Origin of the sequence: Celerinatantimonas diazotrophica, from assembly GCF_004339545.1 — a bacterium.
In the GTDB taxonomy this organism is placed as follows: Bacteria; Pseudomonadota; Gammaproteobacteria; order Enterobacterales; family Celerinatantimonadaceae; genus Celerinatantimonas; species Celerinatantimonas diazotrophica.
Genome location: NZ_SMGD01000014.1, coordinates 408436 through 423499, shown reverse-complemented (window position 1 = coordinate 423499; position 15064 = coordinate 408436). Strand labels below are relative to the sequence as shown.

The 15064-nt window shown below is 42.3% G+C and carries 13 protein-coding genes; 5 read left to right on the top strand and 8 right to left on the bottom strand.

Going from position 1 to position 15064, the window contains the following annotated elements; genetic code table 11:
* Positions 1-136 precede the first annotated feature (136 nt).
* The 7 genes from EV690_RS13345 to sbcB form a co-directional block, all read right to left on the bottom strand.
* Positions 137-2197, bottom strand: coding sequence for an FUSC family protein (locus tag EV690_RS13345; RefSeq protein ID WP_131913492.1), 2061 nt, complete (start codon positions 2195-2197; stop codon positions 137-139).
* Between the two features lie 9 nt (positions 2198-2206).
* Complete coding sequence (locus tag EV690_RS13340) at positions 2207-3067, bottom strand: HlyD family secretion protein (protein WP_131913491.1); 861 nt, start codon at positions 3065-3067, stop codon at positions 2207-2209.
* Positions 3068-3277, bottom strand: coding sequence for a DUF1656 domain-containing protein (locus tag EV690_RS13335; RefSeq protein ID WP_131913490.1), 210 nt, complete (start codon positions 3275-3277; stop codon positions 3068-3070).
* 223 nt (positions 3278-3500) lie between these two features.
* The gene (gene cdd, locus EV690_RS13330) at positions 3501-4358 is read right to left on the bottom strand and encodes a cytidine deaminase (protein WP_131913489.1); all 858 of its coding nucleotides are present in this window, start codon (positions 4356-4358) and stop codon (positions 3501-3503) included.
* Between the two features lie 6 nt (positions 4359-4364).
* On the bottom strand, positions 4365-5054 hold the full coding sequence (locus tag EV690_RS13325; protein ID WP_165872757.1) for an LrgB family protein: 690 nt from the start codon (positions 5052-5054) through the stop codon (positions 4365-4367).
* A complete protein-coding gene (locus tag EV690_RS13320) occupies positions 5051-5401 on the bottom strand; it encodes a CidA/LrgA family protein (RefSeq protein WP_131913487.1) in 351 nt (116 codons plus the stop codon). Before EV690_RS13320 ends, EV690_RS13325 begins: the two co-directional genes overlap by 4 nt.
* Positions 5402-5537: 136 nt before the next feature.
* Positions 5538-6941 carry an exodeoxyribonuclease I gene (gene sbcB / locus EV690_RS13315; RefSeq protein ID WP_131913486.1) on the bottom strand — a complete coding sequence of 468 codons (1404 nt, stop codon included), beginning with the start codon at positions 6939-6941 and terminating at the stop codon, positions 5538-5540.
* 342 nt (positions 6942-7283) lie between these two features.
* Here sbcB and EV690_RS13310 point away from each other — a divergent pair, with 342 nt between their 5' ends.
* From EV690_RS13310 to EV690_RS13300, 3 genes are all read left to right on the top strand, one after another.
* Positions 7284-7700, top strand: a complete 417-nt coding sequence (locus EV690_RS13310; protein ID WP_131913485.1) for a CBS domain-containing protein — start codon at positions 7284-7286, stop codon at positions 7698-7700.
* A gap of 76 nt (positions 7701-7776) precedes the next feature.
* Positions 7777-11658 (top strand): ATP-dependent RNA helicase HrpA, encoded by a 3882-nt coding sequence (gene hrpA, locus EV690_RS13305; RefSeq protein ID WP_131913484.1) that lies wholly within the window; start codon positions 7777-7779, stop codon positions 11656-11658.
* Positions 11658-11966 carry an Rdx family protein gene (locus tag EV690_RS13300; RefSeq protein WP_131913483.1) on the top strand — a complete coding sequence of 103 codons (309 nt, stop codon included), beginning with the start codon at positions 11658-11660 and terminating at the stop codon, positions 11964-11966. The genes hrpA and EV690_RS13300 overlap by 1 nt, the downstream gene beginning before the upstream one ends.
* 82 nt (positions 11967-12048) lie before the next feature.
* Here EV690_RS13300 and EV690_RS13295 read toward each other — a convergent pair whose 3' ends face one another.
* On the bottom strand, positions 12049-12627 hold the full coding sequence (locus EV690_RS13295) for a superoxide dismutase (protein ID WP_131913482.1): 579 nt from the start codon (positions 12625-12627) through the stop codon (positions 12049-12051).
* A 325-nt stretch (positions 12628-12952) separates the two neighbouring features.
* Between EV690_RS13295 and EV690_RS13290 the strand changes: the two genes are divergently transcribed.
* Both EV690_RS13290 and EV690_RS13285 read left to right on the top strand, forming a co-directional pair.
* Entirely contained in the window at positions 12953-13300 is a 348-nt protein-coding gene (locus EV690_RS13290) for a Grx4 family monothiol glutaredoxin (RefSeq protein WP_131913481.1), read from the top strand.
* 100 nt (positions 13301-13400) lie between these two features.
* Positions 13401-15062 (top strand): DEAD/DEAH box helicase, encoded by a 1662-nt coding sequence (locus EV690_RS13285; RefSeq protein WP_131913480.1) that lies wholly within the window; start codon positions 13401-13403, stop codon positions 15060-15062.
* The last annotated feature ends 2 nt before the right edge of the window (positions 15063-15064 follow it).

Below are 15064 nucleotides of genomic sequence, written 5' to 3'. Positions count from 1 at the left end.
GTTAGTTGCCTGATTTTTCTTTATACAATCTACTCATACTGATATCAACAAAGCTATCCTCATTGGGGAGGCCACAATAGTGATCCTGTTTACGACCTCCCTGAATAGGATAGCGTATGCGTCTAACACAGCAAAATTAGTCGGTGAGGGCCAGCGTTTCTTCCATCGATTGAGCACTGCGTTTTAAGGTCATGCTCATTCGCTGAAACATTCCCTGGATCATTTCAATATCAGACATTGATTTTGCATATTGAGCTATTTCAGTATTAAGTTGTTGGCAAGCTTTATCGAAATCTTCGCTATATTTGCCTCGAGTTGCTAATAAATACGCGTCAGCTAGTGCTTTGTTCCAGTCATCGTAATGCTTTAGTTCAACCCCGGTCAATGAGGTACAAAATGAGTGGAAACGGATAATGACGTTGCCGATGTTTAGTCCAGTTAAGCCAAGATCAGTAACAATACGGGTTTTGGAGCGCTGATCATAAGCCGTTAATCGCAATAGACGGTCAGCCATTCGGCGATTAAACCAAGAGGTTGGGTTTTGTTGGTTGCCCAATAGTAGAATATCCTGATAAGTTGAATTAAATATTCTCTTTACCATGAGTTTGACCCCCGGACCCTCAAACAACTGAAATAGCCAATAAAGCATGGTTACACCCACAAAGATCCCTAAAGCAGAACTTAATGTGTAGTCAATATGGAATGCTCTGCTCATATTCACACCGGCACTAGGGCGCACTAAAATCGTAAATGGAATTAGAAATCCTAAACCATACGGAAGGGTTGGTCGATTTGCTAGCGCAATGAGTCCAACAAAAAATGGGCCGGCTAAAATCAGTAATAACTGTCCGAGTTGATCGGAACTTTGCGCAATTAAATTAATAGCAAAGAAGATCGAAACAGGAATTGATATTGCTACGCCCACGAGCATCCGACGTAATACTAGACTGACGAGCATAAGCGGCAGACGATCTAGCATAATTGAAAAGATGACCGGTAAAATCATGATCATTAACGCGGCGTAAGACGCGGTTTCAACCCATATAAATGAGCCTATAAAGAACATGATAGCTGAACGACCACCACGAGTGAGCCCGATCAATGGATCACGATAGGGCTGCATTCTGGGAGCATGGAGTAACGTTGTATCGCGATTTTCTAATGCTCGAAAGGCTCGTAACAGAATGATTAGATCGGATGCCATATCCAGAGTGATTTTTAACAGTCGCGCTTCCAATGGATTTTGTGAAAAGTGCGACATCCGATATTGAGCTAGTTCTCGGCGAAAAAATTTTATGCGTTGGTAACTGACTTCAAAATTATCCGAATGCGAAATATCAATAAATATATCGCGTTGCCGCTTGAGAATACCAGCCAACACGGGGGTCACTAGCTCAGCATTGCGGCGCTGCAAGCGCCCAAAAATCTGGATAACTGATAACAATGATAAAATTTTGTGGCAGATCTGGTTAGCGGCTCTGGCGCGCCCTGGACCTTCTGGGCCTTCATATGTCACAGCACTTGAATCATCACTGACCTCGGAGAGGGTTTGCATGATTTGATCAATATGTTGATGGCGTTCTTCGTGAGAACCATCAGGGTCAAGTTCAATAGCCAAATACTCTAGGGTTTGATTAATTGCCTTTTTAGATTGTTGTTGAAGAACGTGTTTTACTTTAATCGGCCAGAGTAAGTGACTCACAAGCCCGGCACAGATTGCGCCGATAATAATTTCACTCATTCGAGCTTGCGCGACATTAAAAATATATGCGCTTGAGACAACCGAAGGCTGAGCAACTGATAGCACGATAATAACTTCGGCTGTAACACTGGCAATTGCCAGTCCATAGATGAAGTTAATACGTCTTATCATCGCAGATAAACCTGAGTTCACACTTAGCCAGATCCCTAAGAAGGCTAAACCTAGATAAGGGAAATCGATAAAGTTTGCGAGAATAAAAATCCCAACTAAACCACCAATGATTGTTCCAACAATCTGGCACAAAGCTTTTTCTGCAACCAAACCACTTTCAGGCCGAATCTGCAAAAAAACAGCTGAAATGACAGCCCAATATGGGCGGTCTAGTTGAAGATAGATGGAAATGCTCAGTGCCATTGCCATTGCAATAACGCCTTTAAGTGCAAAAAGAACAGAGCGCTTTTGAGGCATTAACATCGTTTGCAAGACTATACCCAAATCTATCTCCTACTTCTGTTTTAGTTGGATTGAGACGGTCATTCCTGCACTTAAGTGAACATCTTTTGGCAGTGGATCAAGTTTGATATCGACAGGAATGCGCTGAGCTAGCCGAACCCAGTTAAAAGTCTGATTAATTTGGGGTAATAACTGTTGGTTGCCGTTGGTATTAGAGTTTGAAATTGCCCGTCCAATGCTTTCAACATGCCCAGTAAATGGTTTGCCGCCACTCATTAGGGTAATGGTTGCTTGTTGTCCAACATGGATAAGCGGTATTTTGGTTTCTTCAAAATAACCTGTCACATAAAATGAGTGGGCCTTGACAATCGCCAACACCGCTTTGCCGCGACTGACATAGTTCCCTTGATTTAGCGACAGATTTACAATATCACCTGCTTCTGGTGCTATGACTTTTGTCCTGTTTAAGTTCAACTGAGCTACAGCAAGTTCCGCTTTGGCCAGATCAAAGTTTGCTTTAGCAACTTTTGTATTAATCCGCGAAGTTTCCAAATCTTCTTCACTGATTGCTTGTTTATCCGTTAGTTCTTTGCGCCGTTGATACTTATGTTTGGCAAGTTCCCAAGAATATTTTTTATTTTCCAGAGTTGCTTTAGCCTGAGCCACGGCGGCTAGATAGCGTTTATTATCAACGCTAAATAGGGGTTGATTTTTAGCCACTTTTTGGTCGTTAACAATATCTAATTTGGTGACCCAACCTGATACGTCAGGGGCAACCGTAATGATCTCTGCACGTATGCGTCCATCACGGGTCCATGGTGAATACATATAATCATTCCAAATCCACCATCCAGCAGCAATTGCAGCAGCTACCGAAAAAACAGTAATAAGAATACGTAAAGACTTCGCCATTTAATGAATTGCTCCATGAGATAGAAATATAATGAGTGCCAGATAACAAACGAATAGGGATACTTCAAACCATGCTACTTTCCAAATGCGCTGATGCAGATTGAGCCGGAACAAGATAAAACGAGTCAAAGCCGTTAAGGCAAATGCCGCAGGTAAAAAAATAACTAAGGGACTGAACAGAAGTCCACAAAAAACGATGTTTTGATACATAAGATAATTATTTGTCGCTGTTCGTTTGGACGAATCATTGCAAGGCTTAATTCAATAATAGATTTAAACTAGCAATGAAGCCAAGGGTGGGACAGAGATAAGATTTCCCATTCATTTGAGTGTATCATACATATTTGTGTGATACACCCCTTTTGCTGATAATTTTACTTAGACTTATCACCTTTATTAGATAACAAGTTGATTTGTATCTCATAACAATGCGTTACCGAGGGTCGGTTGAATGAGACGTTTCAATCAGATGGATTTGAGGATGCAAACTTAAGAAGTTATCGATCTCTTTTTTGAAATTGATCGTTGATTGATTCATCCATAGCTGTATTGCTGTCACATTTTCAAATGAGTAATCAGAAAGTGCAACTTGTGATAATAACAAGCTTAATGGTGATGCGGATGGATTAAATGCAGCATTTTCAATATACCAGCTATTGGCGATAGCGACTTCTCCCTGATAAGCAATTAACCCAATTTTGCAACCACTGTATGGGCTATAGCTTTTATTGGCTAGTTCTTGGATATCTCGGAATGCTTCGTTTTGAGCGTTAAGAGAAACACCGACATTCAGATCGTCGGGGCCGAACGAGTGAGGCAGTAACTGTTCAAAGGTATAATTTTGCCCATTAAAAAATATGTTCAGATTAAAGCAATTCGGATACTCACGAATAAACTGCCGACAATGGCCGCAAGGAGCGGCATTGACAACTAACTGAGTCAACGGGGCGCAGTCATGGTTGAGAGCATTAAAAAAAGCGGCCTGTTCAGCATGTAAGGTGACTGAGAGTGATAACTGTCGCATCTCATAGTTGGCACCCATAAACATTTGCCCCTTAGCATCAATTAAAATTGCTCCGACTTGAAATCCTGATATTGGCGTGATGGCAAATGAACTTGCCATAGGGAGTAACTGTTGAGCGAGTTCGAGTTCATCAATTTGCAGAGCGCTTTTAAGTGCTAAGACTTGGTGGGTATTAATTCGAGATAAACAGGAATTACCGATAATTTTTAACCAAGCTTGTTTTAGGGTTGGCGTCAGTTCGACTGTATCAATAGTGCAATTTGTCATGTCTGCTTAACTCTGTGTTAGAAAATGGATAATCCATTGAATCACAGGGGCAAGCAAAGCGGTAGTGATCGCGCTTAGAATTAGCGCAATTGAACTGAATGCTGCAATTTTTGGATTAATTTCAGCTGCCTTAGCTGTTCCTAGTGCATGGCTGGCACAACCAAGCGCCATCCCCATCGCGGCTTCTGAGCGAACTTTTAATAGCTTAAATAAACTGAATCCACCAACGGAACCGAACAAACCTGCAATAATGACTAAGCTTGCAGTTAAACCAGGTTTGCCAGCAATCATTCGAGAAACTTCCATTGCAATAGGGGTTGTGACTGCTCGAGGGGCAATCGTTGCAAGCATTTGTGCATTTGCTCCAAGTAAAAATAACACACCTATACTGACAATAATCCCCACCATTGCCCCCACGACCACACAGGTAATGATGGGAATAAACTGGCGACGAACTTCGCTAAGTGAAGTAAACAAAGGATAAGCTAATGCGACAATGCCAGGATCAAGGAAAAATGTAAGCGCTTTGGTCCCTTTTTGATAATTAGAGTAGCCAATACCAGTGATTAGCAAAACTCCAATAATCACCACTAGGCTAATCAGAAATGGTGCCAGCAATGGGTTTGGAAAGCGTTTATAAAGCTTCACAGCACTGTAATAGATAATTAAAGTTAACGGTAAAAATAACAGGCTCATTTTTTTTCCATCCATTGGAAAAGATAAACAATGGTCAACACCATCGCTAGCCAAGCAATTGCCATCGCTAGCACCAATTGCCATCCGAATAAGCGGATATCATCCATATCCTGAATAACAGAAACACCAGGAGGAATAAAAAATAGGGCGATGATTGAAAGGATTTTTTCGGCGCCAAATTCAACCCAACGGGCAGGAATAATACGTAACGAAAGAAGAATAAACAGAACAATCAAACCGATAATACTAGCAGGAAATTCAAAGGGAATGAGCAGTGCAATACCGCGACCAACCATCAGACATCCATAGATGATTAACAAGTCCCGAACCAAGCGAATAAGCCACATGAGCGTAGATCTAAATTAAATCGAACAAATTAAATAAGGGCCGCATTATAACTGTAAGAAGTCGGTAGCGCATGCCCTTTTCGTCTATATCAGGGATCACATTTTAAAAAATTAACGGGGATGATGATCCTGATCATTATAGACTTTCGATGTAGTGATAAATCGACTTGAGAATGGTTAATTTAGCTGGCTCATGTTGATGAGTTTGCGCTAGTGTTTCAATATCAAGTAATCTTTTTTCAATTTGTGCGGGTAGGACACTTTGGCGATGGCTCATCCATTGTTGTTGTTCGGCATCGGTCAATGCATAAGGGTAGTTACGTGCTTTATAGCGAAGCAATAGCTGGTTAAGACGCTTATCTTCAAATATAAATGCCTCTTTGCTGATTGCTGCCGGATCACTACTGTGAAGCATTTCCATCAATGCCTTGTCACCTTTTCCAATAAAACCACTATAAAGTTCTCCATCGACATCTGCGTCATTTTCGAAGCTTCTCGATTCGCTAAAGACCTCAATTAATTTGTCGCGTATTTGCTGAGCATTTTTTAGTTTTTCTAAGCTGAGTCGACACTGTTGACGATCTAAGCCAAGCTCATCTGCTCTGGAGGAACTAAGGGCTCCGGCTGGAGCAACAAATGGGCATTTATTAATATGAATTAATTTGACAGGGATAGGTGGTTCGCCATCCAAGTCAGCCTTTGGTGTATAAAGCCGTTTTTTGATCTGTTCGCCGTCTAATTCAAAGAGCGGTGATACATCTTGGTTTAAGTCAATTGCGATAACGGCATTTTTATTGGTTGGGTGCCAAGCCATTGGTAATACCCAAGAAACACATCCTTGTTTTGCGCCAAACATTCCAGAAACGTGGACTAACGGTTTTTGATTGATAAAGTCCATGAATGTAGCAACTCGGCGTTTATCTCTAAGAGAAAGAGCAAAATCAAATAACTTCGGCTGCGCTTTTTTCAATAACTTAGCCAGTGCAATAGTTGCTTCGACATCTGCAAGAGCATCGTGGGCATTGTCGTGTATGACACCATTGGCTGCGGTTAATTTTTCCAGACGAAAAGAAGGCAGTCCCTGTTCGTCGGTTGGCCAGTTAATACCTTCAGGACGTAAGGCATAAAAAGCGCGAGTGACATCAATTAAGTCCCACCGTGAATTGCCATTTTGCCACTCTCTGGCATAAGGATCATAAAAATTACGATAGAGAGTATAACGGGTGACTTCATCATCAAAGCGAATGTTGTTATAGCCAACGCCACAGGTTTGAGGTTGGCTGAAATGAGTATTAATTTGGGCAATAAATCGGGCTTCACAGATCCCTTTCTGTACGGTTAATTGTGGGGTAATGCCCGTGATGAGACAAGCTTGTGGGTCTGGCACATAATCATTAGCGATTTGAGAGTAGAGCTCAATGGGCTCGCCAATTGGATTTAGGTCACTATCTGTTCGAATCGCAGCAAATTGAGCAGGGCGGTCGAAGGCCGGAGAGGTCCCAAATGTTTCATAGTCATGGAACAAGAAAGTATCAGTCATGAACATTAGCCAGCATAAAAAAGTCAAAGCCGTATGCTAACAGAACTGTCTTGATTGAGCACCTATGCCCAGAAGGAAAAAGCCCACCGCAATTGGGAGAATTGCAGTGGGTATTACTTAGCGTAGCAGCTGTAAATACAGCAAAAAGGTAACTAAACATCTCTTATATTAAAAGATTTTCTCGAGGAGTCAATGAAACCGCGAACATTTTCCTTTTCGCATGAAGTTTTCTATTTGAAATCTTCAATTAAGTGGTAAAAATTTTTTAAAGATGGCAATAGTAGGCATTTTTTATAACCGCAACTAAACTTATTTCAATGCATGTGGAATTGGAGCGTGGTGATGGAATCTATACTTGTGCGTGATTATATGTTGCCTCAACCGGTGATCTTTCATCCTCAGCAGCCACTGACTGAGGTCGTTAATGAACTCATGCAGCATAATCAAATTGGCGGGCCAGTGTGTGATGCGCAATTGCATGTAGTTGGTTGGATATCCGAACAAGATTGTGTGCATCGTTTACTTGATGATACCTATCACTGTGAATCGGTTTCATTGGTCGATGATGTGATGCGCAAAGATGTGCTAACCGTTGACCCTCAAATGAGTATTGTTGAACTTGCGCAGATGATTACGGGCCAAAAACCTAAAATGTATCCAGTTGTAGAGCAGGATAAATTGATTGGGATTATTACCCGACGAGAAGTTCTGAAAGCTATATCAGCTCAACTAGACAGTTGTTTTGTCCATAAAAAGTAGCTTAAACAGTGTTTAGCCAGTTGGTTTAGTGGCATAGAATTGGTAGCATTTGCGCCTAACTTAGGGAGGTGCAAACTTGCAACCGTCAATTGCTCAGCTTCAAGATCAATTATCAGAAGTCTTATGTAAGGACCGACATCGGTTTTCTCAGGCGCTTAAAAGACTGCGTCGAAATCCGCCATCATCCGCCCAAGCGCTTGAAAAATTAACAGCGCAAATGGCTGCATCTAAAATGAAGGTACAGCAACGTTGTGCAGATGTTCCTAGGCTTGAATATCCAACGGAGCTGCCGGTTGTCAGCGCCAAGGATGATATTGCTGAAGCGATAGCAAATCACCAAGTTGTGATTATTGCTGGAGAAACGGGGTCAGGGAAAACGACTCAGTTACCTAAAATCTGTTTAGAGCTAGGACTTGGCCAACGTGGCCTCATTGGTCACACTCAGCCACGACGCCTAGCCGCTCGCAGTGTATGTGCTAGGTTATGTGATGAAATGAAAGTGCAGCAAGGCGAGCAGGTTGGTTATAAAATTCGCTTTAACGATCAGGTGAGTGAGCAAACGCTCGTTAAGTTGATGACTGATGGGGTGTTACTGGCTGAGCTGCAAAATGATCGGTTTTTGAGTCAATATGAAGTACTGATTATTGATGAAGCCCATGAGCGTAGTCTTAATATCGATTTCATTCTGGGATACCTCAAACATATCCTCGCTAAAAGAGTTGATTTAAAAGTTATCATTACTTCAGCAACGATTGATCCAGAACGTTTCTCGAAACATTTTGATCATGCGCCAATGCTTTTAGTTGAAGGGAGAACTTATCCCGTCGAAACCCGTTATCGTCCAGTGAGTGATGACGGTAAAGATCGTGACCTTATTGATGCAATTGATGATGCGGTAGATGAGCTTTATCGTGAAAAGCGCGGTGATATTCTCATTTTCATGAATGGTGAGCGAGAAATTCGAGATACGGCTGATTGGCTCAGAAGACGACAGTTACCCCATACCGAAGTGCTACCGCTTTATGCTCGGTTATCTAATGCCGAGCAAAATAAGATTTTTTCTTCCCATACTGGTAGACGTATCGTATTGGCTACCAATGTTGCAGAAACCAGTTTGACAGTACCTGGGATTCGTTATGTGATTGATCCGGGGACCGCGCGCATTAGCCGTTATAGTGCCCGTGCTAAAGTGCAGCGTTTGCCCATTGAGGCAATTTCTCAGGCCAGTGCGAATCAACGTAAGGGACGTTGTGGCCGTGTCAGTGATGGGATCTGTATTCGCTTGTATAGCGAAGAAGATTTTAATTCACGCCCTGAATTTACCGATCCAGAAATTCGCCGGACGAATTTAGCCTCTGTTATTTTACAAATGGCTGCGTTGCGTCTTGGCGACATCCAAAACTTTCCATTTATTGATCCTCCAGAACAGCGCAGCATCAATGATGGTATTAATCTGTTAGAAGAACTGGGGGCAGTGAAAGCACAGCGAGGACGTAAAGTTCAGGTTTCATTAACATCGATGGGGTATCAACTCGCACGTTTACCAGTGGATCCTCGTATGGCCCGAATGGTGATTGCTGGTGGCCAATTTGGTTGTGTCCGGGAAGTTATGGTGATCTGTGCCGCATTGTCGATTCAAGATCCTAGGGAACGTCCTCTGGATGCGCAGCAAGCGGCGGATCAGCAACACCAGCGCTTTGTTGATAAGAGCTCTGACTTTGTGAGTTATCTTAACCTGTGGGATTATTTGCGTGAGAAAATTCGTGAGTTGTCGAATAACCAGTTCCGCAAGTTATGCCGTAAAGAATTTTTAGCCTATTTGCGGATTAGAGAATGGCAAGACATATATCAGCAGTTGAGACAGGTTGCTGCGGAATTGGGGCTGAAAGTTAATCAGCAGCGCGCGGATTACGACCTTGTCCATCAAGCGATGACTTGTGGTTTACTGAGTCAAATTGGTTTTCGGGATAAAGAACGTGAATTTTTAGGTGCTCGTAATACCCGATTTGTTATTTTCCCAGGCTCAGCCTTGGCGAAAAAGCCGCCCAAATGGATAATTAGCGCTGAACTTGTTGAGACATCACGTCTATTTGCACGTGATGTTGCAACGATCAAACCCGAATGGTTAGAAAAGCTTGGCGATCATTTAGTTAAAGTCAGTTATAGCGAACCTCATTGGTCAGCTAAACAGGGAGCAGTATTAGCTTATCAGAGTAAAACGTTATTTGGGGTGCCGATTGTTGTGCGCCGTTTGTGTCAGTATGGTCAGGTTGATCAAAGGGTCTCTCGTGAGATATTTATTCGCGGTGCGTTAGTTGAGGGCCAGTGGCGTCAGCAGCCTGATTTTCTAAAAGCTAACCAATCGCTGATTGATGAAGTTGAAGAGCTTGAGCACAAAAGTAGGCGTCGTGATGTACGAGTCGATGATGAAGACTTATATCAATTTTATGCAGCTCGCTTGCCTGATGACATTGTCTCCATCCGCCATTTTAACCGCTGGTGGAAAAAAGTTAGTCAAAAAGATCCTCACCTGCTTAATTTTGAAAAACAAATGTTGATGCGTCACGACGCAGAGCAAGTCACTAAAGCACAATATCCTGATATGTGGCAACAAGGGGCATTGAGTTTACCTTTAAGTTATGTGTTTGAACCTGGGCATATTGATGATGGCGTATCGATAACCATTCCACTGGCTATGCTCAATCAGGTGGATGATCGCGGGTTTGATTGGCAGATCCCCGCTTTTCGTGAAGAGCTCATAATTGCTATGATTAAATCGTTGCCAAAAGTGCTTCGTCGCAATTTTGTACCCGCACCGAACTATGCCAAAGCAGCACTGGAAGCATTACCGAGTATGGCGGAAGAACCGCTTCATAAAGCTTTAGCTCATCAGCTGTTGCGTATGACCGGTGTCCGAATTGATCCCGAAAGCTGGGACTTAAGCCAGCTGCCTGATCATCTGAAAATGAATTTTAAAATTACTGATAATGGCAAGCTTATTGCACAGGGAAGGGATTTAAGCGAGTTAAAAGTAAAACTTAAATCTCAAGTGACGAAGCAGCTTAATCAAAGAGCTAAGCAGGTCGATTTACAAGAAAAAAACCTAACAGATTGGCCTTCAAAAAGTTTGCCTAAAGAGGTGACCTCTGAAGTTGCAGGTCTTAAGTTAAAGAGTTATCCAGCGTTAGTGGATCAAAAAGATCACGTTGCTATTCAAATGTTTGATCGCCCTGAACAAGCCTCGCAAGTTCATCGAGCAGGAGTCCGTCGGTTACTATTGCTGCATGTGCCATCACCCATTAAATATCTGCAGCAGAAACTACCGAATAAAACCAAGCTCGGTTTGTACTTCAACCCGTTTGGTAAAATAGAAAATTTATTAGATGATTGCATCGATGCTGCGGTAGATAAACTGGTTGAACCTGACGGTATTCGTTCTGAAAAAGATTTCTTTGCAGCAAAAGAAAAAGTCAGAGCAGAGCTTGCTGATACAACGTTAAAAATAACCGCTGAAGTTGAACAAGTGCTTTCGGCACATTACTCGATTACTCGAAAAATGAAAGGTAAAGTCGCGTTAGATCAGGTCATGGCCTATAACGATATAAAATCGCAACTCGAGTCTTTGGTGTATCGGGGATTTGTATGTCAAAGTGGTGATCAGAAAATAGCTGATTTGCAGCGTTATTTGAAAGCTGTTGAAAGACGCTTAGAAAAATTACCCATTGATCCTAATAAAGATCGTTTAGCGATGATTCAGCTTAAGCCTGCGATGGATGCATATCAAGGGCTCGCGAGTAAGCTGACGAATCATCCTGGAAAAGATCAAATACTCTCACAAATTCATTGGATGATTGAAGAATTGCGAGTGAGTTTATTTGCGCAGCAGCTTGGTACTGCTATGCCTATATCGGCTAAACGAGTGTGCCAACGTGTTGAATACATAACTAAGGAGCTGTGATGAGTCAATGTATATCGATGAAGCCTAGAATTGCAATTCATTACTGCAATTTATGCCGTTGGGTGCTGCGAGCTTCGTGGTTGGCTCAAGAACTATTGTTTACATTTGACACTGATCTTAGTGAAGTAGCGCTGTGTCCAGGACTTAAAGGTGGCTTTGATATTTATGTCGATGAACAACTGATATGGAGTCGCAAGGAGCAAGGGCGTTTCCCTGAGGCCAAGGAAATTAAGCAACTCGTCCGCGATATCATCGATCCAGAGCGAAATCTGGGCCATAGTGATCGTAAACCGACCGACCACCAGTGATAGTTGATAGTGTGGGATTGGTAGAAATAAAAGCATTAAAAAAGCCGCTGTTATAGCGGCTTTAACCATTCTGAGAAATATCTTATTTAGCGAAGTTTTCGCCAACAAATTCCCAGTTAACCAATTCCCAAAAGCCTTTCAGGTAATTAGGGCGAGAATTGCGATAGTCGATGTAATAAGCGTGCTCCCAAACATCACAAGTTAACAGCGGTGTTGCACCGTCAGTCATTGGGTTTGCCGCGTTACTAGTATTGACAATAGCCAGCTTGCCATCTTTAGTTTTAACCAGCCAAGTCCAACCAGAGCCGAAGTTACCAGCAGCACTGGTGTTGAACTGTTCTTTAAATGCATCGAAAGAACCAAACTCAGCGTTGATTGCGTCAGCTAATGCGCCTGCTGGTTGCCCACCTTTAGGAGACAAGCAGTTCCAGTAGAAAGAGTGATTCCAGTGCTGAGCTGCATTGTTAAAGACACCGCCAGTTGAACTGGTTATGATCTCTTCTAAAGATTTGCCTTCAAACTCAGTTCCCTCGATCAACCCATTAAGTTTAGTAACATAGGTTTGGTGATGCTTACCGTGGTGATATTCTAATGTTTCTGCAGAAATATGTGGTTCTAATGCATTTTTCGCATACGGCAGTGCAGGTAATTCGAAAGCCATAATTATCTCCATGATTGATAGGTTATAGATATCCACGGGCACAAACTATGTGAATATGAATAACTTATATTGTTATTTGGATTAATTTCAGTTCTCAGTTTAACAACAAACCCTGATGACCTACAACAGATTTAAGAAAAAATCATTGATACTGATCAAGGGTGAAACATTGTGTAACTTTTGTTATATTTAAATCATTATCGGTGTTATTGATTCACCAAATAATATGGGTGCAAGATTTGTTACTTTCAAGGCAAAGATGCCCAATTAATTTTAAGCTGTAGTCAGTAAATCATGGCTCGCAACGAACAAGAGAGAAAAATTAATGGAAACTGTTGAGAAAATTAAACAGCAAATTAGTGAGAATCATATTTTGTTGTACATGAAAGGTTCGCCTAAATTTCCAAGTTGTGGATTTTCTGCGCAAGCCGTGCAAGCTTTAATGCAATGCGGCGAGCGCTTCGCCTACGTTGATATTTTGCAAAACCCAGATATTCGTTCTGAGTTGCCTAAGTATGCTAACTGGCCAACTTTTCCTCAATTGTGGGTTGAAGGTGAACTTGTTGGGGGATGTGACATCATTATGGAAATGTTCCGTGAAGGAGAGTTACAACCACTAATTAGTCAAGCTGCTGCTAATCATCCTGCTGATGACTCTGTCGCTGGTGAGTAATCGAGTGCTCCCGATGTTTTAGGTTTAAATATCGGGAGACATTTAGTTTAAAAGAGCGTATAGTGCACCCCTTTTAAACAATCAAAGGTGTTGTATAAGTATGACTGACGTAAGTTCAGGCTTTGCTCAATTTTCACTTCCATCAGAAATCCAAAGGGCTGTTGCCGAACTAGGTTATACTGAGCCATCGCCAATTCAGGCGCAGACTATTCCGTTATTACTCGAAGGTCATGACGTACTTGGTATGGCCCAGACAGGAACCGGAAAGACTGCGGCATTCTCTCTTCCTTTATTGGCACGTGTTGATGCCGAGCAAAAACATCCACAATTATTGGTGTTAGCTCCAACTCGCGAATTGGCCAGCCAGGTGGCTGAGTCAATCGAAACATATGCCAAAGAACTTAAACAGATTAAAATTCTGGCACTTTACGGTGGTCAGGATTATGGTCATCAATTACGTGGTTTGCGTCGTGGTGCTCAAATTATTGTCGGTACTCCTGGGCGAGTAATCGATCATATGGAGCGTGGTTCTCTTAAACTAGAGAATCTTAACGCACTGGTGTTAGATGAAGCTGATGAAATGTTACGTATGGGCTTTATCGATGATGTTGAAAAAATTATGTCTCAGACGCCTAAAACACGTCAGACAGCTCTATTTTCGGCAACTATGCCTCAGGCAATTAAAAAGCTAACTCGCCAATACATGAATGATCCTAGAGAAATCAAAATTGCATCTAAAACTGCAACAGTCTCTAATATCAAACAGGGGTATTGGTTAGTAGAGCATTACAGCAAACAGGAAGCTTTAGCGCGTATTCTGGAAATGCAGGATAACGCAACTATTGTATTTGCACGCACCAAACAGGCAACTGTTGAATTGGCCAGTGCAATGGAGTCACGTGGATTCCGCTCACAAGCATTAAATGGTGATATGAGCCAAAATTTACGTGAAAGGGCAGTTGAGCAATTAAAAGATGGGACGATTGATGTGGTCGTCGCAACGGATGTTGCTGCCCGAGGGCTTGATGTTGAGCGGATTGGTTTAGTTGTAAACTATGATATTCCATTTGACAGTGAAGCGTATGTTCACCGGATTGGCCGTACGGGTCGAGCTGGTCGTTCAGGCGAAGCTGTTTTGTTTGTGGCACGTCGTGAACAACGTATGTTACATACAATTGAACGAGCAACGCGGCAGAAAATTGACCAGATCAATTTGCCAAGTGCCAAAGAGCTTGAAAACCATCGTTTAGAGCAGTTTAAAACAAAACTGACTAAACAAGCAGAACGCAAAGACTTTGCAGATTATCGCAAGTTAGTTGATGATTTAATCGGTGATAACCAAACTTCGGTTGAAGATTTAGCGGCTCAATTATTGATGGTTGCTCAGGGGAACCGACCACTAAAAGTGGTTGAGCCACCTAAACGGGCAAATGCCGATAAAGCACGCGTTCGTAAACCTAGTAAACCTGGTAGTCAGAGTCAGGGAAGTCAGGGACGTAGTAGCCGTCGTCGTCAACCAACTGCCGATGTGCCAATGGAACGTTTCCGCTTGGAAGTAGGCCGCAGTCATGGGGCCCAACCTAAGCACATTGTCGGTGCTATTGCTAATGAAGCAAATATTGAAAGCCAGTATATTGGCCGAATAGAGCTGTTTGATGATCATAGCACGGTTGAGTTGCCGAAAGGTATGCCAGAAACAGTTTTCCGTGATCTGGGTAAAGCGTATGTGAAACAGCGTAAATTGCGAATTCGTCGCGTTTAGCT